Origin of the sequence: Rathayibacter sp. Leaf248, assembly GCF_920939495.1 — a bacterium.
GTDB lineage: Bacteria > Actinomycetota > Actinomycetes > Actinomycetales > Microbacteriaceae > Rathayibacter > Rathayibacter caricis.
In genome coordinates, this window is the sequence record NZ_CAKLAV010000001.1 from 1,242,770 (window position 1) to 1,265,700 (window position 22,931).

The following is a 22,931-nucleotide window of genomic DNA, read 5'->3' on the forward strand; positions in this document are numbered from 1 at the left end:
GTTCGCTGCTCCCACGCAGGCCGACGTCATCGCCACGGACCTGCATGCCCCCTCTGCCGATCGCGTCCTGAATCTTCACGTCTGCGGCTGAGAATGATGCATGAGTGAGTTGATTGGGTACCAGGTTCGCGAGAACTGGATGGGCACAGAGGTGCTGACGCTCGCCGACGTATGGCCGGAAACGCCGCGAGCTATGGTAGTCGGCCTCAATCCGGCCCCGTCGAGCGTAGCGGCTGGCCATTACTACCAGGGCCAGGTTGGGCAAAGGCAGCTGCGCAGACTTGCTGGTGCTGGACTGTTCTCACTACCCGCCGACAGCTTCTATGAGACCGGAGCGCTTGCTTCCGACGTTGGGTTCACCGATGTCGTGAAGCGTCCTACCCGAGGCGAAGCGGACCTGCCTCAAAACGAAATCGAGTTCGGGAGCAACGTCCTAGCTGCGAAGCTCAGCGTGAGCGGAGTCCCGCTGGTCGTCTGCGTCTTTCGCCATCCAGTGAGGGTGTTGCTCGGCACCGAAGGCACACCCGGGCTTCAAGCGCGGCGCACATCCTGGGGCGCCAGCGTCTTCCGCATGCCGGGACCCTTCGACGCGCGGGAAAACGTCAGTCAACTGATGAGCGAGTTGAGCGACCTTCTCGCCCGTTGACTCCCCTAGGGAATTTCCTCGCTTCCATCGAACCGCTTAGGCATCGGCAGGCGATGCGAGGCGGACGAGTAGGACGAGTAGGACGAGTAGGACGAGTAGGACGATGGTACGCAGTGGGAACTCGGAACCGGTGCGCGTCTCCGTGCGGCGCGTGGACCCCTCGAAGTGATCCGCACCCGCCGAGGGGTTAGGCGGCATTGACCACCGGTTACTGGGCCAGATCACGCGACCGGGCAGTGTCGTTCTGCATTAGGCCAGTGGCAAACGCGAGACGGCCGACGGGGACAAGCAAGTAAGCACGAGACCAGCTCACTCCGAGCCCGCGTTTACGGCGCCGGCACCCTCTCCCCCACTCGCAGCCCCATTCACGATCCGCGCGAAGACGACGTCTACCGCTGGGCGCGAGGCGGTCGAGGTTGATCCGTCGGCTGCGTCCGAGGAGCCGTTGCTCTCGATCGAGGAGATGGAGCGGGAGATCGCTGCGGCTGAGCGCCAGCGGCGGTAGGTCGCCCAGGACTCAAAAGTCCGGGGGAAGCACTTTTCGGCGCACGTCAACAACATCTAGGCGCTTCGACGTGCGGAGCAGTACGACGAGACGCTCGAGCTGCTCTTCGAGTGCATTGCAGCCACTGAGCGAGCGGGCAAGATTGAAAGGAACGGACGCGCGCCGGCGTACACCGAGTGGGCTGCGATGGCCTTCCGGAAGCAGAAACGCTACGGCGAGGAGGTCACGGCCATCGAGCGGTTCTTCACGGGCCGAAGAATCTTGCGAGGGCGAACCATCCGAAGCTCATGGACCGGCTCGCCAAGGCACGGGATCTCTGCGACGCAGCGCTGGGCGCGGATGCTCCCCCGGCCTGCTCGAGCTGCGGCTCCGCAATCGACGGGGTTCCGAAAGCTCGAGGCGAGTGCGATCCGTGCGGGCAGCAGATCGTGGTACGCAGGATCGCCGGCCAGACGCGGCCTATCACTCCCGAGCAGGTAGAAGTACTCAAAACGCAGGAGGCGACGCTGCGCGAACGGCGGAAGTACCTACTGCGCGGCGGGAGCTGGCAGGTTGACGAAGCGGCAAGGGACGCGACCGCTGAAACGCTGACCCGGCAGTTGGGCGCAGAAGCGGCAATGGGCCTCACCCACTGGCGGCTGGCAAACGAAGCGACCGTGCGGTACCAGACAGAGCACGATTGGGCGCGAGCCGGACAGGTCTACACGGACATGGCGGGGTTCCTCGTTGAAGTAGGACGGATTGGGTCTACCTCGCGGCGCGAGGAAAGGAGTGCTCACGATTCCGCAACCACGCCAGTGCTGCGCTGGCTGCAGACACGGGTTACCAGCTGCTCGGTGAGTCCGCTGCAACGGGGGGCAACGTCGCCGCGTGGCGAGTCGAGCATCTTGGCTGCCGCGCGATCGGGGTTCTGACCGCGAACGATCACCGACCGAGCACATCGCACGTCCCCAGGCCGCAATGCCCATCCGACAAACGTCGGACTTCTGCCGGACAATTCTGACACTCGCGGAGTACTTGCCATTCTCAAATCCAATTGACTAATGTGAGCCGAACCCGAGACAAATGGTTGCAGCGGGTGTACTCTTCGTGCAACTTTCTACGGAGGAGCCATGAGCGTATTTCGGATTGCAGAAAAGATTGACGCTGAAACACTCGTAAAGCCGTCAGGGGTACGAACTCTCGCCGTAGAGTCGAAACGTATAAACCATACCTCAATTCCCGGGTCTCCAGATGGCGGTGATTCCACAATCGTTGCTCGCCGCCAGTCGCTATCTGAACAGACAGATGGCGCAGCTGAACCGCCCCCACCACCCTTGCCGCCAACTACCACGCCTCAAACTGGTGCTCAAACTCTCGCCGCGACGCTCGGCACTTTGACGCTATGGCTGCCGACGGAAATTGTGGCCACCTACGGCCTGTTCATTACAGCTATGCAGACCACCGATAGTGACGACACTCCATCGTATTCACTACCGCTTTGGCTGTTGGCGCTAGTAGCAACTCCGCTGCTAGTCGCAATCACCGCTTGGGCAAAACGGCCCTCGAAAGCCAAGCGAGACGCAGAGTCTCGAAGAAAGCTTCGCTGGGCGGTATTGCTATCTCCTGTGGCATTCGCCCTTTGGAGCATAGTCATTCCTAATTCCGCTTGGAATCTCCTAGTAATTTTTCGTGAGCAGAATTCAGTGGTGCTCTTCGTGGTTTTGATGCTGACCGGATTGTTCACTTTAGTCGCGTCGAAGTTGACTGGAATCACATCGAATTCGTCGACCTCGCCGTAGTAACTTACTTACCAATGACTCGAGATTACAGCGGGCGTCGCTCCGAATGGCTACTGCCAGGGGCAAGCTCACCAGATTCTCGGCTTCGCCACCGGGCCGTGTAGACGGAGACCAGCGGCGTCTCGCGCCGCGAAACCGGACGCGTGCATGCAACGATCGTATTAAATCCGCTGTCGCAGGACGCGACCCCCGATGACTATTAGATCGGTTGAGCACGTCGGCGAGACGGTGCGCCCTGGGACGTACGAATACCGGCTGACTCGGGAGCTGTATGCGCGAACAGACAAGCGCCCATCGGTCGGGTCGCGTCGGGAGGACGAGTCCGGGGGTGGCGGTGGGGGGTGCCGATGCCTAGGCGTATGAAGACGACGCACACACGTCGTACACGGACGAGGTCTGCGATAGGCGGCGTCCGCTCTCATACCTATAGGCTAACCCCATGGCAATCAAGGGAAGACTCCGATCGCTACCGCTCGTAGGGGCGGCGACGCTCGCGGTGCTTGGTGTAGGTGCGATCACTGGATGGGCGCTACACACGGCCCTCGTGCCTCCTAGCGCTCCCGATACTAGCGAGACCTACACGACCGTCGAGCTGACGGTCGGCGAAGTCTCGGCGTCCATGAATCTCAACGCTGCCGCACGATGGAGAGAATCGGAAAAAATTGTAAATCAGGCAACAGGCATAGTCACCTCCGTGGAAATCGGTCAGGCCGAGCAGATAGAGCAAGGCAAAGTGCTATACAAGGTCAACCTCCGTCCGGTAGTCGCCGCACAGGGGAGAACGCCGATGTTCAGGCCCCTCGCGCTTAACACCGAGGGTGACGACGCTCTTGCATTACAACGGATGCTAGCCGATCTCGGCTTCTATAGCGGCCAGCAAGATGGCAATATTGGCCCTAAAACAGAGAAGGCGATAAAAGCACTGCAGAAGAGTCTTGGCATCACGCAGGACGGAGTGGTGCAACCGAGCGATATCGTATTCTTCCCGGACATAGCGAGCCGCGTATCTATCGATGCCTCGCTTGTTTACCGTGGTGCGTCTGTGGTCGGCGGCGAGCCTGCAATCACAACACTTGAGCCGCAACCGACCTTCACCCTACCCGTCTCCGCCGAGCAAGCACAGAACATAGAAGACGGAACAGAGGTAACAATCGAAGGTGGATCAGGCTGGATTGCGCAAGTAGCAGGTCGTGACAACGCGGACGACGGAGTCGTTCTGCACTTGACCGGCGAGACCGGGATCTGTGGAACCGAGTGTTCCACAGTGGCACTGTCAGGCGAGTCCTTGTTGCCCGCCAAGGTTGTGACTCAGCCCGCGGTACAAGGCACGTTGGTTCCGTCTGCGGCACTTGTCAGCCTCGCCGATGGCAGCGTAGCGGTCACCGACTCGGCGGGAGAAACCATCCCAGTGCGCGTCAAGGCGACGGCGCAAGGCATGTCCGCTGTTGACGGCGTCCGAGAAGGAACCCTTGTTCGCATCCCCTCGAGCGTCTCGCGCTCGGGAGGTTGACGTGGTTCACAGTCTTATCGTTGAGGAGCTTGACTTCAGATACCGGGCCGAGCAGCCACTTATTGATCGTTTTTCTGGAACATTCGACGCTGGCGAATTTGTCGCGATAACTGGACCATCGGGTAGAGGCAAATCGACCCTTCTCTACATGCTGGGATTAATGCTCAGACCAGACTCAGGGCGCTTGGTAATTGACGGCCGCAACTTCTCCAGAGTGTCGGACTACGAAAAGTCAAAGTTTCGAGCCGCAAATTTTGGATTTGTGTTTCAAGATGCTGCCCTCGACGCCACTAGAACCGTCCTCGACAACGTTCTCGAATCAGCTCTCTACCGGGGGGAAAGTAGGTCGAAGATGGTGCCCAAGGCGATGCAATTGATGCAGAATTTCGAAGTCGCGGTCAGACCAAATGCAAAGCCCGGTCAGGTTTCTGGTGGCCAAGCCCAGAGAATTGCCCTGTGTCGCGCACTTCTCGGGAACCCGGGCCTCTTGCTTGCCGATGAGCCAACCGGCAATCTGGACAGCATTACAACAACAACTGTGATTGACGCCATGCGTCGCCAATCTGAGCGAGGATCAATCGTGATTGTAGTTACACATGATGGGTCCGTCGTAGCGAAGTGCGACAGGGAGATCCGACTTTGACGTTCAAACATAGTAGTGCAACACGAACGGGTAAGACTGGAGCAGCTGCGGTTATCGAAAGACTCGTCTCAGTTGCGGCGGAGGCAGCAAGAGCGGCAGCCGCGGTGCCCATTGCATCACTCCTCATTGTTGCGGTGCTCGCTGGTACTTGCGCTGCTGTAATTCTCACAGCCGGAAGGTCAGTCGGAGCCGAGCAGGCAGTTCTTAAAACTATCGACTCAGCTGGTACGCGGACAATAACTGTGCGCGCGGAACGAAACGCGGAACTAAGAGGAGCGTTTCTTGACCGAGTCAACTCAGTCACAGGAGTGAGCTGGTCAGCGGGCTTTGGCTTTCCCGTTGATGCGACGAACGATGCCATATCAGGCGGGGAACGAGTAGCCCTAAGGGATGCTTGGTTATCCGATTGGTCCGGAGTACTACACGAGAAGCCCCTCTCCGAGGAATTGCGAGTCGCTTACGGATCGCCGAATGCACTGCAAACTCTTGGGGTGAGAGAGTTTCCTGGTCGCCTGATTACCACGACCGGCGCTGGCTACGCGGTGTCAGAGATCGCGGAAGTTCCGGAGTCCCTAAATGGCCTGGAGCCGCTTCTTCTCCACCCCGTTAACGCTCCTGATGAACAACTCCTTTCAGTCGTCGTGATTGTAGTCGATCGCGTACAAATTGTTTCGGCAGTGCGCGAAGTCATTGAATCACTCGTACCAACGCCAGACCCGGCTGCAATTTCAATTGAAACGAGCGATCAGTTAGTTCAGCTGAGGAACGTAGTTCAGGGACAGCTCGGCACCTTCGGTAGGACTATCACGCTAGGCATTCTTGGCGTCGCTTCGGGGCTTGTCGCTATTATCCTCTTCTCAAGTATCACATCCCGCAGACGTGATTTTGGGCGGCGGCGTGCGCTAGGCGCGACCCGAAGACTCGTAGTTTCGCTTGTTTTGATTCAGACCCTCATGCTTGCGGCAATTGGTACAATCAGCGGTGCATTGCTTGCAGGACTTACTCTAGCGATAACCGGTGATCCCGTTCCGAGCAATGCATATATGATAAGTATTGCCGTTCTCGCGACTAACATATCCTTATTATCAGCCGTAGCACCTGCCATCTATGCATCTCGGCGTGATCCCATTGTTGAGTTGCGTGTTCCATAACGGAAAACAAGGGTACATAGCAGAGCAGTGTGCAGTCGAAAGTTCAAGCGCCCTATTCAAGGACGGGATCGATCCTCGCGCAAAGCGTTGCTTTTCGTCTGACCGTGCGCCCCCTATGCCACGTGTGCCCGGTAAGCCGATGGATCAGCGGGAGGCCTGCAGCGTGGATCGTCCAGAAGCTCGAAGTGTCGATCTTAACCGTCCGCGATGTCCTAACCGCCACGACGCGCGGAGGGTCATGGGTGTTGTTATGGACGGGCCGGAACCCAACATCTGCCCCTCGCGAAACCACTTTCCGGCCCTCGTGGGAGAGGACCAAGACTCGTGATCGCTTGCGAGCGCCTCGACCCTTACTCGCCACTGTCGGGGCGCTGCCTCAGTGAAAGCTGTAATCGCGTTTAGGAGGCGTACAAATTGATTCTCTCGCCCGAGAGGAACACGCGGAAGAAGTCACGGGCCTGCTTGCTGGTGACAGGCGCCTAGCGGATCTTCTCGTGCATCGTCTCAAACTCGCTCTGGCTGAAGACGTACAGGCACCGCTCCTGACCGCGCGTGACGACGACTCCGGAGGAGAGCTCGTCGCGGAACATGGCGGGGAGGATCACGCGGCCCTTCTCGTCGAGCTTGGGGGAATAGGTGCCGACGAACACAGACGTCCCCAACTTCCGCGAGTATTCGATTCACTCGATGATGACATCATGATCGTTTCGTCGTCCCTGACGTTCGCCGACACCTTCGTGATCACGCCGAGCATAGAGCCTCAGCACCGATCTCAACGCCACAACCATCACTCGTATGAACACCCGCTGAACTGCAAAGATCCGCAAAGAGGCCCCCTACGCGGGCGTAGGGGGCCTCTTGCAGTTCGGAGGAGCTATGCGGTCGGCACATCCATCACCGGACAGGTGCTGTGGGCGTCCATTATCTGCTCTCCCGGAACTTCACTCCACGGAATCCAAGGATCTGTGTCGTATGACGTTTTGAAGACCTCATACGAGGGCTTGTCCGGAACGCTCCAACCAGCGTCGAGCAGACAACTAGCTATCTCCTCGTACCATGCGAAGGCAGCACGATACTGGTCCTGAGTCATCGGCGCATCGGGATCGATTCCCGCTTCCTTCAGGCACGCGGTTGAATCGGCCTGGTACGCCTCAACCTGTTCCTCTGGGAAGTCTGCAAAGATGGTTCCATCATCTTGAAGGTCAATGGTCCATCCCCGCTCTTTCAAGCAACTGGCCTTTGCTTCATTGACCTCAGCACTACCGAAAAGTATGCCAACGTCTGGAGCCTTAGTTGACAGGGCTGGTGCGCAGCCGGCAAGCCCAATCGAGACTCCGAGCGCCGCCACCGCTCGAAGCGCTCGCACTACAGGCCCTGGCAGTAACGGTTGGCTGCGGTCACGGCTCCAATGCTGCCCAGTCCGAGTGCGTAGAAATTACCCGCGCGGTTGTTCCAGAACTTCCAGCCCCACGACGCATAAGACGCGGAGTAGCCGAGATCAACATAGCTCTGAGTCCCAGTGTTGTTAAACTGCATCAGCTGGAAGTCGACATCGCCCTTGGCCGTTGCCGTAGTCCCGATGTTGACCATCGGGAACGTGGAGCAGATAATATTTCCGCTGATGGTCCTCATCCCAGTTGCCTGGGCGGGCGTCGCCGTTCCCACCACGACCGTCGCAGCGATGAAGGTTGTCGCCAGGGCGACCTTCACCCGGTGCGCAATGTTTAGCTTCGCGAAGCCGGATCGCTTCGCGTCCGTGTTCTGCTTTGAGAAACGTGAGATAGACATTTTCCCCCAATTAACCGTTTTTGGGCTTCAAGCTGACCTGAAGACCTGCGTGTTTGCTCAGAATGGCAGAACGTCACAACGGCGCGCAACCCTTGGCGGCCCACCCGTGCGGGGTACGCACGCTGCCCGGGCGGACGTCGATGCGCACTAGTTGCGACGTTGCCGCCCGGCGGCACTCGAGGGAGGTCGGCCTGCGTAGATGTCGAAGTGGCGGTTCAAGACGACTCCGCGCCCGTATCGAGGGCTCGCCCTAAACCGGAGCCAATCTGCGGCAAATACGACAGCATGACTCAATGATCAAGTCGGCTGTCGCCTGATGCCGACGATCGGCATGCCGCGCCAGTACAGCTCAGGTGCCCCGGGGACAAACGGTCTCTCATCACCTACGTGAGGAGCAGCCGCCCTCAAGACATGGACCACACCAGTCAGCTGGACGGGCGCGAACCTTCACCTTCCTCACCGGAGGTAAGAAGTGCGGTCTTGAGCAACGTGAGATCTCTATGGGCGCGAAGGCTCGCTCGAGCCGCGAGTCCGACCATGATCGTCACTACAACGAGCACCGTGAACAGCGCGAGTAGGAAGATCATCAAAAGTAGGTACGAAGACGACCAGATGTCAGTGAGTGTCATAAGACCACGTTAACAGGGCTCCGCTTCGGTCGCGCCACACGGGCGCCCGGATCGCGCACACTTCGCGGCACACGGCCGTTCTGGCGGTCTTCATCGCAACGCCGCGCAGGTTCTTGGTCCGTCAGAGGTGCGTTGGACGGAGTTCTATGCGTTGACAACCTCGCATCGAACACGGGCGGACAGGCCCCAACCGAACCAGCATCTACCCGATCCTGCCCTCGTTCAAGCCAGGGATCATCGCCCTGATGCAGCGCACGGCGAGATTCGACCGATCCGCGCGCGAGCGGTGTCCCGCGTCAATCAGGATCTGGTCTAGTCGGGTTGACGGACGGTCGCGATGGGGGACGAGCCACTTGGAAGCGATCACGAGTCTCAGTTGCATCGCACGAGGACAGCGCAAACGGTCGATGCCCACACGTCGAGCTCTAGGACGATCTGGGAGAGGTCCGTGGAGTTGCCGCAGTCACGCGCCCACGCTCTCCTAGAGGCCGACGGGGTCTTTTGGCCGCGATGATCTCGGCTTGTTGCAACGATTCGAATCCCGGCGGGCCTCACATCGCGGTGTCGAGGAGCACGAGTCTGGGCCGTGAGAGATGGGACCATGAGCATCTGCGCGAAATCTATGAAGGGTAGTCTCCCGACGGGACCCCGTCAACGCACTCTTAACGTGCTAGCGGCCCAGTGACCGGTTCCTGGGCGCGAACGCCCCAGCCACTCTCGCCCGTGGCGAGTTGGGCCGTGCCATACACTGGGCTGGTTCAGCGGATGATGGCGAGTTTGTCGAGCGGATTTCGAGGGCGCGCCATTATCTGAGGAAGTTGAAGCCGCGCTCGGTGACGTTGCAGCTTCGGTAATCTGCGGTGTCGAAACGGGTGGTTGTCTTTGTTTAGGAGGGCCCATCGTGACGATGCACAGGTGCAACGCCTTAAGCGCAGGCAAGCGCACCTCTCGCGCTCCGTCAACCAGATTCTCGGAAGTGACTCCCTTCTGGGGGGGATTGAACACGCGCCACCTGGCGGCACCACCGTCTCCAGATGCGCGACGAGCGCTCGGTGATCAGCCCCATGGACGCAAGAAGAGGGTGAAGCCTCACTGGCCCCACCCTCTTCTACACCTGAACTAGTTCGCTGCGTCGTACGCGTCCACTACTTCCTGGGGAATCCGTCCGCGACTCGAGACCTCGTGCCCATTGGCGTTCGCCCACTCGCGGATGGCCTTGAGGCGCTGGGGGTCGCTCTTCTTCGCCGGCGAAGACGAACCTGCCGGAGAAGCTGCGCCGCCTCGAACCTTGCGGCCGCCCTCGATGTAGGGAGCAAGGGCCTTCTCGAACTTCTCCGCGTTCTTCGTGGACAGGTCGATTTCGTAGTTGACTCCGTCGAACGAGAAGCGAACAGTTCCGCCATCTTCGTCGAGCGGGGTGCCGTCGAGGTCATCGACGAATGTGACTTTCTGGGCCATGAGTTCCTCCAACAGGACAATGTATCGGCGGTTTGAACACTACGGGCTTTATGCACGCGAATTCAAGTTGACGGAATCCTGCTCTGCATCTTCTTGCTCGGATAGGCCCTGGGTCGCGCGGCCTTTCCTACACCCGTCATGCCTGCAAGTCCTCGCGTGCCCTGCCGCTGTCGTGGCTTCCGGATCGTCTACGGACCGCCGTCAAGAGGCTTCTGGACGTGCGCTCAGATCTTCAGCCGCTTCCGTTCCACGCGAGGAAGACCGATCGACGTGTAACGAGCTCGCCGTGACGCGTCGATATAGGGGCGCAGCGCCGCCCGAAGCTTCTGTCGGTTCTTTGGAGACAAGTCGATTTCATAGAGGTCGTCGCCAATTGAAAACCGCACGGTCGAGCCGTCTGGGGCGAGCAGACCGTCCAGGTCGTCCACAAGGGTCACTTTCATTGCCACTCCCCCAGTGTGCGCCAATCGCGGGCCCGGATACAAATGGCCGCTGCCCAGTTCGTCCAGCGAATCGAGCGAGCATCGCGACCGGCTCAGCAGTGACGCGTGGCCTTGCTCACCAGTCCGGCAGGTCGACCTCCCACGGATGCCCGGGAGGGAGGCCCACACGGTCGAGCAGCGACTGTGCGCGCATGACGGGAGGAAGGAGAACGGGTGCGTGATCGGTAGGTGCCTCGAGAAGGTCCCAGCGGTCCTCGTAGCCAGCCCATGTCGGCATCGATACTCGAGCCCTGTCGATCGGAGCGTTGCGCTTGCCTGTCGGAACCAAAGGGTCCGTGAGCCACGCCTGGTGCTGAATCCAGGCCGCCGCTGAGACGACCTCTCGAGGAACGACAAAGGCGCGCGGCGCCGCGAGACGCTCGGCCGGCAGCCACACGAAGACGAACCACTCGCGGTCTGTCAGGGCGATCGATCTCGACTTCGTGGTGATTGGCCAACTCGTGTTCGGCCCGGTGTTGTTCGCGGTCTTGACCTGGATCTCGACGACGCGTCGCTCACCCGTGGTCTGCACGGCGAGGATGTCCGTTCGCTCCAGCCCGTCGCGAGTCAGGGCAACCGCCCAGCCCAATCGGCTCAGCATCGAGCATACCCAGTGCTCCCCGGCAGACTTCGTCAGCTTCGTGTCGACCACGCGCCCAGTATCGCTCCCGGACGCAACCCACGCTGTTGAGCGGGCCGCTGCCACCACCGACGTTATCCACAACGCGTCCCGCGCCGACGCGCGCCCGACCGGCCACTTGTCCTAGATTCGCGGACACACACCAAGGTGGCGAGGGGTAGAGATCCATGACCGATGCATCCGTTGAGACCCAGCTCCAGGGGGCCTGCCCGGATTGGTGCGAGCGCGAGCACCACCCGACAGACCACCCAGACGACCACGTCCACTACGGCCCATCGGTCGAGCTCTCCGTCCGGCGGCGCAGCCGGACTATGGGCGAGAACGAGGAAGACTGGAAGAGCGACGCGAGCGTCATGAGCATCGCCCTCGCCCAGCGGGACAGAGAACAGGCCGTCTGGGTCCTTGCCGATCTCGGCGTCTTGCAAACCAAGCGTTAGACAAAGTAGGACCGGTGGTGCTCTCGGTACGCGCGCAGACAAGACTAGAGCGACGGGCCGTCGGCTAAGATCCAGTAGTCGAGGTACACGCCAAACATTCCGGCATGACGGCCGGCGCGCATGTAGATTCGGCAGGTCTCGATGAACTCAAGATGCGTCAGACCCTCCTGCATGAGTCGCAGCCTCAGGCCGACGACACTCGCAACGAGCTCTTCGACGGCGAGCCGACCTTCCGCGAGTGCGGTCTCGTACCCGTCTGCTGTCTCTTTGACCGCATCGAGAACAAGCGAAACAATCTCCCCAGGAGCGTGTACGCGGCGGCTCAGCAACACCAGAAGATCCGGGCTGACATTCGAGTCCCGAAGAGGGCGGAACTCGTCCGCGCAGGATTGGGGTGACTTCGAATGCTGCATACTGCCCTTACTTCTAAGTCGCAGGAGACATTTCGTCAATACCGCAGACTTGCAAACGCATTGTCCCGCGCGCTCCAATTATGTAAGAATCCGCTTCGGCGAGCACCACCGCGCGGACTCCCCCACGCGGCCGGCAGGCGTGATTACGCTGCTGGTTGATCCCGTGGGGCGGAGAGCATCTCGATCGGGTCTCGTCCGATCGAACCGGCCATCTTCTCGACGGAGCGGAGGGTGAGGTTGCGCTCCCCCCGCTCGACGCCGCCCATGTAGGTGCGGTGGACACCGAGCTTGTCAGCGAACGCTTCCTGGCTGAGACCAAGGGATTCGCGGTGGCGGCGAAGGTTGCGTCCGAAGACCTTCTGCAGCTCACCTTCCACGACTTCGAGCCTCGTGTGGTGCTACTTGAAGGTCTACATACTTATGAGTAGCATCACGACCACGGCGGGCCAGACGGGCAGGCCTCGAGACGCGAGGCGGGGTGATGAAATGAGCGGTGGCGACTTCGTTGGGGCGATGAACCCGACTACGCGGCTCTGGCGGCGGATGCGCTTCCAGCGTCTGCTGAAGACACTTCGCTGGCGAGGGTCCACACGAAAGTGACCTCCGCCTGCGGAAGCAGCCAGCCCGGGACATCCAACGAGATCTCTCGGGCTGCGGTCTGCTCGGGGAGCCGAGAGATGTGCGGACGCTGGGCGGCCGATACCAGGTCTGTGACGCTCATGTGCGCAATGTCCGTGTCGGTGTAGTCCATGGTGAGCGAGAGACCCTTGGTCGGCTGGGCAATCGCGACGTAGAGGCGGTGGCCGCTGCGCGGCGTGATCGTGCGGTAGACGTGGCGGATGCGGACCATGCGGCAGTCTCGGACGACGTCGTCTCCGATCCCGACGGAGTAAGTCTGGCCGGTCTTGCGAGCGCTACGGCGGATCTTCTTGTCCTCGCCATCGACACTGAACTGCAGCAACTCGAAGGCGTCCCGGCTGCTGGCGTCAAAGCCAGGGCGCGGGGTCATGAACCAGGTGGAGGTCGAGGGGATGTCAGAGACGAGCTCGTGGAACTCATCCCGGTCCGAGGTGCAGGCGAAGCGCTGAGCAGGGCTGCTCGGGACTACCGAGTACTCCCAGGTGACGGTTACGGCGAATCGCGGAACTTCGGTGGTGTTCCCCTCCTCTATGGAGGAGAGCCTGATGCGTACATCCACATCACGCCAGCGCTCGGGAGCGCGGACGACGGTGTCGCGGAGATCGGCGTAGATCTCACGAGCGAACGCTGGGTCACCAAGGCGGAGGCCGAGCGCGTTCGTGGCGAGGTCATCCAGGAGCGCAGGGGTGGCTACCCGGCCGAGATCCTCGGGAGTGGAGGCGAAGCCACGGACAACGGCGTCGGTGAAGTCGGGAGCCGAGTCGGCCAAGAGGCGACGAACCCGAGCATCGTCGCGAGCGTCTTTGTCGCGCTGCGTCCAGAAGTCGATCGCGAGCCCGATAAGCCCAGTGACAAAGACGGCATCCGCAACGCCCTCCAAGACCACAACAATAATAGTTGGCGCAATCGTATCTGAATCGAGCCAACTAGAAAAGGCCATCAAGCAAACGCCCACGCTGGCGAGCAGAACGCCCGCGATAACGACCTTTAATTTATAAACCATTGCCAGAAGATTGATATGCATTATTATCATCCATCATAAGCCATTATCTCAACTTTGAGAAGCCATTTAGCAAAAACTCCAACGGCTATAACAACCTCAGAGACTATAGCCGGCCAGCTTAATCGCCCCAGCCAGACTGGCCCCGTACGTGCACCCACACTCGACATTCTCTACAAAACGGTGGAGACTGTGCGCAGAGCACGCCCGTTCTCACCCAGAGCACGCCGCATCCGCGATAACAGCAAGTTCCGACACGAGATACGTTCACGAAACTCCGGCTGGGAAGGTTTGACATTGGATATCGACAGACAGAGCCTGGTCGAAAGGCTCCACGGCATGCTTGCTGCAGGTGACTCGACGTCGATCGAGCCAGGCGCGGACAACCCAAACCGAACGCTCGCCGTTGTGACCGCGAAACGATGGCGTCGTTCAGCTCAAAGCGCATACTCGGCCACCGACACCAACACAAAGATTGAAAATGCATGGGAGTCTAAAAGCCCTCTGATTTTTTCCGTCCCCTTTGGTGGCTATAAAAGCTGGCGAATCAGCTCGTCCCCACTTCCCAACTGGGCCGAAGTATTCTTTCTTGACCATCTACGAAATTACATCCGTGAGGTAAGCCGCTCATATCCGTTCGGTGTGCGCGCAGAGCTCACTTACGTTTCAGGCGTCATGGATCTTGTGAGTAATCTTGACCCCGGCTGGCAGCAGACGTACATAGCAGCTATGCACAGGCTGACCGCCCACTACTCGGACGAGCAAAACCAAATATCGGTGGTAGACATCGCAGCCGAAGCAGGAGTGGTCGACCCGCGAGGCGAAATACTTCGGAAATACGAGGTGTTGAAGAAGGATTGGTCAGACAGCCTTTCCGAACCACAGCTTGCGAAAATTTCGAGCGCTGGTCGAAACTATCGACCCGATGGTTCTCGAAACGTTGAATCAATGAAGCGAGCAATCTTTCGATCTGCCATTATGTGCGATGCGCTGGATTCTTTAGAATCTAGGCGCGCATACAACAAGTTCGGACCTCGAATTCAGCTAGTTTTCGGACGACAACCTCAACCTGCGATTCACATTGGAACATGCGCTACCTCAACAGTCCACTTCTGGGTCGCTGATGGAGTAATCGAGCAACGAGAAAATAGACTTTTGCCGAGAATGTTGGGGCACACTAGCCCCCGACAGCCGACGTTGAAGCTCCTTGATGTGCGTGACGTTCGATCAGGGTACGACGAGATCGCCGATCTCGTCCCGTTAACTTGCGGAGTGTTTCACCCGGAACAGCAAGAAGCTTGAGAAGACACTTAGAAAGGAAAGATGTCCACGTAATAGGTTCGGGCGTCTCCGCGGGAGTACTCGCGGAAATGGTCAACAAGCGGATGCGTGACAGCTAATTCAGCACCGATGGCATCTATGAGCGCGAAGAGGTAAGGGTAATCGGCCGTCACGGACGAATCTAGCGCTTCAACAATCGACCGGATCCGATCAAAATAAAAGCGTGCATCGTCATGTCGGAAACGAACCATTGCAGCAGTCGAGTTCAACAGGCGATACGCTGCCTTCCTGCCACCAAATCGTCCGTAGCGTACTACGAATGAGAGTGCAGTCCGACGAGCGTCTGCTTGGATTGAGTCAAGCCAAAGAAGCTCTTGAGGCGTCGCTCGCTCGCCATCCCAGGTACGCTGATGACATAGAAGACTTATTGGATCATCCTCTGGCGTCGATAAGTCAGTGCAGGAGCCGAAGTCGAAATTGACAATCGGACTATGCACCCACGCCGGGAGATCGGGGGCACTAGCCCGGAACGACTGCTCGATGTACTGAGATCGAGACTCTTCTCCATCGAAAGCACCTAGCCAGAGTTCGGGAGCCGCCACCAACATATTCTTCGTGGTTGCATCCCGAAACGGAACGCAACACAATGATTGCCATTCCTCCTGAAACCGCGCAAGTTCGTCTGCAAGAAGATCTCGAGAAAATGAAACTCCCAAGACTTCACCAAGCAAAAGATATAACTCAGACGATTTCTGAGCAACAGGATATGGCCTTTGCGCAAGCTCATCACGCATCGAGTAAAGATGGTTTTGTATAACACGCTGATCTTCCTCGGCCCGGCGCATGAGCAGCTTCCGGGCAAGCGCAACCTGAGGAATTGAGGGATGATCCAGCCGATCGAGCTCGACCAACACATTGAACAACCTCGAGCCCTTAACATACTCGAGACAGAGAAAGTCGGGAGAAGAGTCGAGAACTTCAGGCACGTTGCACCGCTCGTCTGATGACAATCTCGCAAGCACTCGCCTTTCAAGATCAACTTCGTCACTCGACATTGCAGACTTCCGCAAGCCAACCGTGCCATTGACGAGCGTCAACTCAATTTTCCGTCGATCCTTCCATAGCCCGTCTCGGAACGAAGCAAGTGTCGAGCGACTCGGCTCCCTTACAAAGTCCATACTTGATCTTCCGTAAGAATGGTCATACCTTGGCCGAGCGGGATCAGGTCGTAGCCGATGTTCACCGCTGAAATCGAAACTCCACGCGCCCGCAGCATTCCGAACTCAGACTCGAGTCCACGAAAAAGTTGCTCTTCCTCAGCATACGAAACGGCGGGAGCATGACCTGCATCAAGATGCTCCAGCTTCACATTCTCGGCGATAACGAAAACCTTCACATTGTTTTCGACCGCTGTACGACACAGCGCTGCACTTCCCGCGGTATTCACGAACCAGGTCGGTTGTCCCGCCTCGACGTAAACCGCATGAGCGCCAAGCAAGAGATGCGAGATTTGGTGGCGCGTGAGCAGGTGAAGTAAAGCAACATCCGGCACTAAAGTCATCTGATATTTAGTGTCCGACAACGCCTTCGAAACCTCCAACGCGTCCTGAAACTCAACTGGACTTTTCGGACGGCACTCTCCGATAAACAGTTTACTAGTTTGTTGTATCGACACTGGCACTGCCTGTAGAACTTGCTGAACACGTCGACTTTGTGAATATGTGGCAAGGATCGAGCCACTCGGAAGGAGCGAGCCGTGCCGCGCAATATCGTTCGATATTTGAGTCCTCGCAAGCATGAAATCGCGCAGCTCATCAGCCAGACCATTCCCCGCCGCGTTTGCGGCCTCGAGCAGACTCAGCGCCTTGCCACTAATCGATTGAAACGCCAGGAAATTCGGACGGGTTTCGAGGAGGAGCTTTCGAGCCGCTTCGGCACTCTGTACGACGTCGTGGATATCAAGAACCCCCTTGGCAACAAGTTCATTCAAATGTTCAAGATAAGCATCGGTGACCTGCGTTTCCGACGGCTTATTTCGGATCGAGTGCAGACTTTCGAAGAAGGCATTGGAGCTCCAGTCGGTCAGCGACTGCATTGGCGTCAAGTCTCGTTGGCTTCGAAGATGAACAAGCTGTCTCAGCTGTTCTGTGAGGTCACCCTCGATGATGGTTAGCTTACGTTCTTTCCAATATAGGTTCTGAAAGGGGGTTACGCTGCGTGCAATTATGAAACTTCGAGGCATGTAGTCGCCAAGAGACCTTTGCAAGGAGTCGTACGCTGAAATAAAGTCCGGATCGTTCAGGGCAAAGCCTACGAACAGCAGTGTTTTGTTCGCAAGCAAAGTTGACAGCAATGCGCTTACAACGGGCTTAGATTCCGCAATAGGAATATACTCATCCTTCGCCGCAATTATAGTCTGTGGCCGCGTTAGGCAACCGTGATACTTGATCACTGGGACATCTCTCGGGGTCACCCGGGCAACGTCCACATCAGCAATTACCGCAACTGTTCGGGCTCCGGTGTCTTCTACCGCGCGCTCGAGTAGCCGGTCGTAGTTGGACGTGACGAATGATCGAATTCCCAAAGAGGCGAGAAGGTTGTGCGCCGGCAGAGGGTTGATTGTCGGCCGATCCATGAGATTAAGAAGAAACTGCTCTAGAGCCGCCCGCCCCTCCTGTACCCTCAAAGCGAACATTGCCTCGTCGAATGACCACGATTCTTCAATCCACGGTCTTGTCTCGCGAAGTAATTGGACGACCTCCTGCCCCCCTGGTATTCCTTGACTAACTCGGTTAGTACTTGGATCCGTCCAAGTCCGAGAAACCCCAGCACCCACGAAGGCCACTAACGAACCTTGATCGGCCGCCGCAGCGAGTCCGTCGAGCATGACCGTTAGGCTCGCCGGTTGATCGTGATGTCTGTGACATCGAGCGACTGACCATCTTCACAGGCTTGAAGAATCCGGTCTGCGACTTCACCAGCGTCCATGAAGGTCTTCGTGTCTGCACCCGCCTCATCCCAAAAGGCGGTCTTCATGCCCCCCGGATACACGTTGAGGACGCGAATACCGGAGCCTTTTAGTTCCAATCTCGCTGCATCCACGTACATCTTGAGCCCAGCCTTCGCTGCGCAGTAAACGGCTTCTGTTCCACGCGGGGTGAACGCTGCGGTAGAAAGTATATTTACGATCGTCCCTCGAGACCCAGATGATTTCCAACGAGCAATAGCGGCCTCGCTGAATTTGATTGCGGCAATGAGATTACTTCCGATTACCCCGTCAATATCAGAGTTGGCGTATGAACCGGGAGTGCCGAACTTACCAAAACCTGCGGAGTTCACCAGAAGGGAGAAATCAGCGTCGGGCGGTAATGCTTCGAAGGCCGCCTCGACCGTAGAGTCAATATCAGCAGATCCGAGAATATCGGTCGCTTCAGTTGCATGGTTACCGCGTGAGACTCCGATTACGCGGAACTGTGTTGCGCTCAGCCGTTTGCGCAGCTCAAGGCCAAGTCCCGATGTTGCTCCAGTGACGATTGCAGCTTTCATATCTTACCTCCATCGTAACAATTGTTTGAAATATTGCAATGACCTATTTGATTGCGCCTACTGTCGATGCCAGGTTCACCAGGCGGCACGTGCATGAACCAGGGTGAGCTAACACTGCCGGAGTATTTCCGTTTCCACCAGACTCTGAGACCTCTCGTTTCAACCGACATGGCGCCGCCTTCGGTGCTGAGGTCGCGATCACCCGGCGACCGGTTTGCCGCGTCCGTTTCGATCGCTTGATGCAGATGCGCGCTGCCGCATCTGGACGTATCGTGAGCATTCCTCTTGTATTTTGGACGTATATGAGGGGCCGGTCGTGTATTTCAGGGCGCGTGGGCTACTGGTTCTCGCCCGGTGATGTCGCGTTGCCCGTGGCTGCGGTGACGAGGAGACGAAGCGAGATCAACCTCCGCCTGATCGTGTTCTCGCTGTACTTTCGGCGCCGGAGCAGAGCAACGTACTGTGCTTTCTCGCGCTCGCTGAGCGCAAGGACGTCCTTGTCGCGCGCCACCGCCCACTCGAACCAGTCCTGAAGATCAGCCCAATAGGCGCGAGCGGTGTTGTAGCCGTACTCGAGCAGCATGGCCTCACGGCGGTCAGCGAACTCCTGCCAGCGGGCGGGGATCGGAGGCGCGAACGGCATCTGGTTGTCCGGGTATCGCTCTTGCTCCGCCACCTGATCACGGTATCGCTGTTATCACGCTTATGGTTTGCGCCTGATCAGAAGGCATTTAGCGTGATCTTCGTCAGGTCGCGGACCCGGGATCTCAACCCGGACGACCTGGGAAACGCCGCCTCCGTCCCCACATGCGAGACGGAGGAACGGGGCGTGGCCAATCGACCGCAGCCGACCTCCTCGGCTTCAGCTGACGGCAGCGCTCGCTGAACCTCACACTCGCGTGACATCTCCGAAGGGATACCTATGTCTTTTGTCTCAATACGTCGGACCGCAGCCAGGGCGGTCGCCGTGATCGCCCTAACAAGCCTGACGAGCTGCTCGAGTCACCCGCCCGCCAGCGGAGGCGTTCTGGCCGCGCTCCAAGAGCGTTCCCTGGCATGCCCCGAAGATGCGACCTACAACGCCTTCGATGCGCTCGACGGCAGCGGATCGTCCCAGGACGAGGTTCTCCTTGCCCACCGTTGGGATTCTGTGCGTGACCATCTCGCTCAGACAGCAGTCTGCGGCGGTCACGCACGGGTCGTCGTGATCTCGTCGTCGTCTTCAACTTCAGTCGTTCTCCTCGACAGCGACCTACGCCCCTCAGGTGCGACAGAGAACGGGCAGCTCCGACGCGTCGACGGTCTGGTCGACGAGAAACTCGAGGAGGCGAAGGCTGCCTACGTCACTGCCCTCCCTGGTCTCGATGCTGACGGGACCGACATGACTGCCGTCTACTTCGCACTCCAGGACTACGTCACGGAGCGAGACGGCGCCGAAGGCGAACAGGTGTACAACGCCCAGGTCGGAACGGATGGAATTCAGAACGTCGGAGTCGATCTCGGCGAGCCGTCGCTACTCGCCGCGTCCGCCGGATCGCTCGCCGCCTCCGTCGCTTTGCCGCAGCTCGATGATCGGGTGTCGGTGTCGTTCCTTGGCATCGGGAAGGTGGCCGGTTCGGAGCAGCCCTCGACCGATCACGTCAGCGGCCTGAAGGCCTTCTGGTCCGCAACGTGTGAGGCCACGGGTGCTGGTTCGTGCACGGTGCTGACGGACTTCGCAGGCGGTGCCTCGTGAAGCTCCGTGACGTACAGAGCCCGTCGGCGGAGTCCGAGGAAGCGTCGGCCCTCGCTGACAGTGTCCCGTTGCCGCGTATCGATGAAGCCTCCGCGATCGCGCGTCCGTCGAGCATCGATCGGACGTACGTGGAGGAGGAGTACGACGAGCTGGGCTCCGCGCAGGTGCCGTCGTGGGCTGCGAGCGGAGGTGAGGCGTCCCGCGCAGACGCAGTCCGTGCCGCTGGCTTGGAATACCCGGCCGCGAAGGCGCGGGCATTGGCGGAAAGCAACGACTCGGTCCTAGACGAGTCCCGGAATCAGCTCACCATGGCGCGGCGGGCGCTCGCTCCGTTCGTACGTCGAAAGCCCCACGCCGGCCGCTGGTATGTCGCCTGCTGGTTCGGGTTCGTGGGTGGGGACGTCGCGGGTATCGCGGGTGCTGCGATCTACTTCGGCGAGATCCCAGAGCTGGCTGTCATTCAGGCAGTATCGGTCGGACTCGCTGCAGTATCTGCCGGATCGGTAGGCGGGGATGTCCGCGACCTCCGGTTGGCCGCGCGACGACAGAAGGAGCCGGGAGACCTCTCCCCCGAGCTGGAGTCGTTCGTCCATCTGTTCTCGGGAGTCGATCCGGGTGCACGGTTCGTGAAGATCGCGGCGGGTGTGGCAGTGTGCGTGGCGTCAGCGATCACCGTCGGCATCTTCGGGTTGCGCTCCAGCATCGAGGGGCCGCTCGCCGGGCTCATCTACGGCGGCTTCGCTCTGGCGGTCGCGGCCGGGTCGTTCCTCAACGCGTGGGCGTACTCGGACGAGGTCGACGATCTGCTCGGTGCATTTGAGCTGCGCTACGAGAGGGAGCTCCGCCGTACGAAGCGCCTCAGCCACTGTCAGTCGCTGATGCGTCACGCCGAGCGCACGAAGGCCGCCGAGTCGATCCGAGCTGAGCACACCGAGCGCGGCAAAGCGGCAACGTTCTCCTACGCCGCGCTCAAGGCGCGGATTCTCCGCCGCAACCCCGGGGTGGTCGGGCACGGACGTTCACCGGAGCCGAGTACTCCGGTGGGACGTGCGGCGTCGCCTACGAAGGATCGGGGGCGAGCATGAGCGTCATCGGGCTGGCGTCGTCGCAGTTGGCGCAGGCGCATCTGGTCAAGCCCGGGCTGCACTCCTTCGGGAAAGGGGCTGGACGACCCCCTCGCGGTCCGAGGGTCAGGCTGTCGCATCCTGGCGGGCCGGCTCGCGGGAAGACGCTGACGATCGTGACCTCGGACGACTCTGGCTCCGTCATTGGCCCGGCTGGGGCTGATCCGGTGTCAAACCGGTACGAGGAGTGCCGGCTCGCGTTCCGCAGCATCTCCGCGGCCGGTGCGGGACGGGACGAGCTTGGCGCGGTGCTGCACTTCGACACCCCGACGCTCGGCGACGTGCCACCAGTGCGGCTGAACCGGCCCGGGCTGCGCCTCATCGAGCACGGTCTCCGGACTCCCCTGGATGCCCGTGGCAGCTCGATACTCGGTCCGTCCCTTCAGGCGGCTCGGCTCCTGGCGGCGACCCGGCCGAACCACCTCACGACGTTGGTGGTGCTGTCGGACTTCGAGCTCTTCGACGACAACCCGAGCGCGGTACTTCGAAAGATGGGGGAGTTCCCGGGCGACGTCCACGCCGTCGTTCTCGGCGGGGGTGGTCCAACGGATTCGGACTTCGACGACGAGACGCTCGTCACTCGGATCTCCTCCGACGACGAGCCGGGAGCAGTTGCTCGAGCTGTGCTCGCCTCGCTCGCCAAGCACCGTCGTCGCTGAGGTCTTCAGTGCCGAATCTGATCGTTTTCCACAGGCTGTTGTGAATAAAACGTCAACGGCTGTGGATACCACTTGGATCACCCCCGCTATCTGAAATGCGGCTTTCTCGTCGCTTGCATTCTGCTGAAGGTTCGGTCTTTACGAATCACGGTTCATGCCTCGTAATACGGGGTAGTTCGCGGCGATCAAGCGTAAGCGGTATTTGTCGCGCCGAAACAGCCCTCACATTCCCCTCTTGAAAGGAGACCCCTCCCCCATGCCTGAAAACACACCGCAGAAATTCTCGACGATCCTGGCCGACCCGCCATGGAACATCGAGCAGACCGGACGCCTCGGCGCCTCCCAGCACTACAGCCTCATGACCCTCGACCGGATCAAGGCCATGCCCGTCGAGGAGCTCGCGGCGGAGAACGCCCACTTGTGGCTGTGGGTCACCAACGCGACCCTCGAGCACGGCTACGACGTGATCCGCGCCTGGGGCTTCACCCCGCGCTCCCCGCTCACGTGGATCAAGCCACGCATCCTGCTCGGCAACTACCTCCGTAACGCCACCGAGCACCTGCTCTTCGCGACGAAGGGCAAGGCGCCGGTGCGCTACAAGTCGCAGCCGACCTGGATGTTCGCCCCGCTCCAGGCGCACTCCCACAAGCCCGAAGAGCAGTTCGCCGTCATCGAGCGCATCTCGGGCGGCCCGTACCTCGAGCTGTTCGCCCGCCGTCGCCCGCCGTCCAACGCGGACTGGTCCGTTTGGGGAAACGAAGTCGACTCCGATATCTCGATCCCGGGATACCCCGTTCCGTCCGACCGCACTCCGAAGCAACAGAAGCCCGCGCCCGTGAAGGGAGCGAAGTGATGAAAGGGAAG

At 59.6% G+C, this 22,931-nt stretch carries 25 protein-coding genes and 1 pseudogene; 12 read left to right on the forward strand and 14 right to left on the reverse strand.

All coding sequences use genetic code 11. From position 1 onward, the window contains the following. The first annotated feature begins 100 nt into the window (after positions 1 to 100). The 6 genes from LRG51_RS06035 (at position 101) to LRG51_RS06060 (ending at position 6,236) form a co-directional block, all read left to right on the forward strand. Positions 101 to 646 carry a uracil-DNA glycosylase family protein gene (locus tag LRG51_RS06035; RefSeq protein WP_230671696.1) on the forward strand — a complete coding sequence of 182 codons (546 nt, stop codon included), beginning with the start codon at positions 101 to 103 and terminating at the stop codon, positions 644 to 646. Positions 647 to 1,438: 792 nt separating this feature from the next. Beyond that, a complete protein-coding gene (locus LRG51_RS06040) occupies positions 1,439 to 2,065 on the forward strand; it encodes a hypothetical protein (RefSeq protein WP_230671698.1) in 627 nt (208 codons plus the stop codon). Between the two features lie 198 nt (positions 2,066 to 2,263). After that, positions 2,264 to 2,932 (forward strand): hypothetical protein, encoded by a 669-nt coding sequence (locus tag LRG51_RS06045; protein ID WP_230671700.1) that lies wholly within the window; start codon positions 2,264 to 2,266, stop codon positions 2,930 to 2,932. 439 nt (positions 2,933 to 3,371) lie between these two features. Next, on the forward strand, positions 3,372 to 4,442 hold the full coding sequence (locus LRG51_RS06050; RefSeq protein WP_230671702.1) for a peptidoglycan-binding domain-containing protein: 1,071 nt from the start codon (positions 3,372 to 3,374) through the stop codon (positions 4,440 to 4,442). A 1-nt stretch (position 4,443) separates the two neighbouring features. Continuing rightward, positions 4,444 to 5,085, forward strand: coding sequence for an ABC transporter ATP-binding protein (locus LRG51_RS06055; protein WP_230671703.1), 642 nt, complete (start codon positions 4,444 to 4,446; stop codon positions 5,083 to 5,085). 491 nt (positions 5,086 to 5,576) lie between these two features. Beyond that, on the forward strand, positions 5,577 to 6,236 hold the full coding sequence (locus tag LRG51_RS06060; protein ID WP_230671706.1) for an ABC transporter permease: 660 nt from the start codon (positions 5,577 to 5,579) through the stop codon (positions 6,234 to 6,236). Between the two features lie 482 nt (positions 6,237 to 6,718). On the opposite strand, the pseudogene LRG51_RS06065 reads toward LRG51_RS06060, so the two are convergent. The 7 genes and pseudogenes from LRG51_RS06065 to LRG51_RS06095 all read right to left on the reverse strand — a co-directional run. Continuing rightward, a pseudogene (locus tag LRG51_RS06065) lies at positions 6,719 to 6,886 on the reverse strand (division/cell wall cluster transcriptional repressor MraZ); the annotation flags it as partial. A 224-nt stretch (positions 6,887 to 7,110) separates the two neighbouring features. After that, entirely contained in the window at positions 7,111 to 7,584 is a 474-nt protein-coding gene (locus LRG51_RS06070) for a hypothetical protein (protein WP_230671708.1), read from the reverse strand. A gap of 17 nt (positions 7,585 to 7,601) precedes the next feature. Further along, a complete protein-coding gene (locus LRG51_RS06075) occupies positions 7,602 to 8,024 on the reverse strand; it encodes a hypothetical protein (RefSeq protein WP_230671710.1) in 423 nt (140 codons plus the stop codon). A gap of 425 nt (positions 8,025 to 8,449) precedes the next feature. Further along, positions 8,450 to 8,653 (reverse strand): hypothetical protein, encoded by a 204-nt coding sequence (locus tag LRG51_RS06080; RefSeq protein WP_230671712.1) that lies wholly within the window; start codon positions 8,651 to 8,653, stop codon positions 8,450 to 8,452. A gap of 1,119 nt (positions 8,654 to 9,772) precedes the next feature. Then, positions 9,773 to 10,111, reverse strand: coding sequence for a histone-like nucleoid-structuring protein Lsr2 (locus tag LRG51_RS06085; RefSeq protein WP_230671714.1), 339 nt, complete (start codon positions 10,109 to 10,111; stop codon positions 9,773 to 9,775). 224 nt (positions 10,112 to 10,335) lie between these two features. Further along, positions 10,336 to 10,554, reverse strand: a complete 219-nt coding sequence (locus tag LRG51_RS06090) for an Lsr2 dimerization domain-containing protein (RefSeq protein WP_230673094.1) — start codon at positions 10,552 to 10,554, stop codon at positions 10,336 to 10,338. A 115-nt stretch (positions 10,555 to 10,669) separates the two neighbouring features. Next, the gene (locus LRG51_RS06095; RefSeq protein ID WP_230671716.1) at positions 10,670 to 11,245 is read right to left on the reverse strand and encodes a hypothetical protein; all 576 of its coding nucleotides are present in this window, start codon (positions 11,243 to 11,245) and stop codon (positions 10,670 to 10,672) included. Positions 11,246 to 11,400: 155 nt separating this feature from the next. Here LRG51_RS06095 and LRG51_RS06100 point away from each other — a divergent pair, with 155 nt between their 5' ends. Beyond that, positions 11,401 to 11,670: a DUF6907 domain-containing protein gene (locus LRG51_RS06100; protein ID WP_230671718.1), complete on the forward strand. Its 270-nt coding sequence runs from the start codon at positions 11,401 to 11,403 to the stop codon at positions 11,668 to 11,670. 44 nt (positions 11,671 to 11,714) lie between these two features. Here the strand turns inward: LRG51_RS06100 and LRG51_RS06105 are convergent, their stop codons facing one another. The 3 genes from LRG51_RS06105 to LRG51_RS06115 form a co-directional block, all read right to left on the reverse strand. Continuing rightward, positions 11,715 to 12,083: a hypothetical protein gene (locus LRG51_RS06105; RefSeq protein WP_230671719.1), complete on the reverse strand. Its 369-nt coding sequence runs from the start codon at positions 12,081 to 12,083 to the stop codon at positions 11,715 to 11,717. A gap of 143 nt (positions 12,084 to 12,226) precedes the next feature. Then, complete coding sequence (locus LRG51_RS06110) at positions 12,227 to 12,460, reverse strand: helix-turn-helix domain-containing protein (protein WP_230671721.1); 234 nt, start codon at positions 12,458 to 12,460, stop codon at positions 12,227 to 12,229. Positions 12,461 to 12,606: 146 nt separating this feature from the next. Next, positions 12,607 to 13,746, reverse strand: a complete 1,140-nt coding sequence (locus tag LRG51_RS06115) for a hypothetical protein (protein WP_230671723.1) — start codon at positions 13,744 to 13,746, stop codon at positions 12,607 to 12,609. A gap of 273 nt (positions 13,747 to 14,019) precedes the next feature. Between LRG51_RS06115 and LRG51_RS06120 the strand changes: the two genes are divergently transcribed. Next, entirely contained in the window at positions 14,020 to 15,024 is a 1,005-nt protein-coding gene (locus LRG51_RS06120; protein ID WP_230671724.1) for a hypothetical protein, read from the forward strand. A gap of 8 nt (positions 15,025 to 15,032) precedes the next feature. On the opposite strand, the gene LRG51_RS06125 is transcribed toward LRG51_RS06120, so the two are convergent. The 4 genes from LRG51_RS06125 to LRG51_RS06140 all read right to left on the reverse strand — a co-directional run bounded on the left by LRG51_RS06125 (position 15,033) and on the right by LRG51_RS06140 (position 19,225). Beyond that, positions 15,033 to 15,989 carry a hypothetical protein gene (locus LRG51_RS06125; protein WP_230671725.1) on the reverse strand — a complete coding sequence of 319 codons (957 nt, stop codon included), beginning with the start codon at positions 15,987 to 15,989 and terminating at the stop codon, positions 15,033 to 15,035. Positions 15,990 to 16,168: 179 nt separating this feature from the next. Further along, on the reverse strand, positions 16,169 to 17,890 hold the full coding sequence (locus tag LRG51_RS06130) for an SIR2 family NAD-dependent protein deacylase (RefSeq protein ID WP_230671726.1): 1,722 nt from the start codon (positions 17,888 to 17,890) through the stop codon (positions 16,169 to 16,171). 5 nt (positions 17,891 to 17,895) lie between these two features. Beyond that, positions 17,896 to 18,549 carry an SDR family NAD(P)-dependent oxidoreductase gene (locus LRG51_RS06135; RefSeq protein ID WP_230671727.1) on the reverse strand — a complete coding sequence of 218 codons (654 nt, stop codon included), beginning with the start codon at positions 18,547 to 18,549 and terminating at the stop codon, positions 17,896 to 17,898. Positions 18,550 to 18,886: 337 nt separating this feature from the next. Beyond that, a complete protein-coding gene (locus LRG51_RS06140; RefSeq protein ID WP_230671728.1) occupies positions 18,887 to 19,225 on the reverse strand; it encodes a site-specific integrase in 339 nt (112 codons plus the stop codon). 246 nt (positions 19,226 to 19,471) lie between these two features. Between LRG51_RS06140 and LRG51_RS06145 the strand changes: the two genes are divergently transcribed. The 4 genes from LRG51_RS06145 (at position 19,472) to LRG51_RS06160 (ending at position 22,920) form a co-directional block, all read left to right on the forward strand. After that, complete coding sequence (locus LRG51_RS06145) at positions 19,472 to 20,284, forward strand: hypothetical protein (protein WP_230671729.1); 813 nt, start codon at positions 19,472 to 19,474, stop codon at positions 20,282 to 20,284. Continuing rightward, the gene (locus tag LRG51_RS06150) at positions 20,281 to 21,369 is read left to right on the forward strand and encodes a hypothetical protein (RefSeq protein WP_230671730.1); all 1,089 of its coding nucleotides are present in this window, start codon (positions 20,281 to 20,283) and stop codon (positions 21,367 to 21,369) included. Before LRG51_RS06145 ends, LRG51_RS06150 begins: the two co-directional genes overlap by 4 nt. A 155-nt stretch (positions 21,370 to 21,524) precedes the next feature. Next, positions 21,525 to 22,067 (forward strand): hypothetical protein, encoded by a 543-nt coding sequence (locus LRG51_RS06155; RefSeq protein WP_230671732.1) that lies wholly within the window; start codon positions 21,525 to 21,527, stop codon positions 22,065 to 22,067. Between the two features lie 256 nt (positions 22,068 to 22,323). Further along, positions 22,324 to 22,920 carry an MT-A70 family methyltransferase gene (locus tag LRG51_RS06160; protein ID WP_230671733.1) on the forward strand — a complete coding sequence of 199 codons (597 nt, stop codon included), beginning with the start codon at positions 22,324 to 22,326 and terminating at the stop codon, positions 22,918 to 22,920. The last annotated feature ends 11 nt before the right edge of the window (positions 22,921 to 22,931 follow it).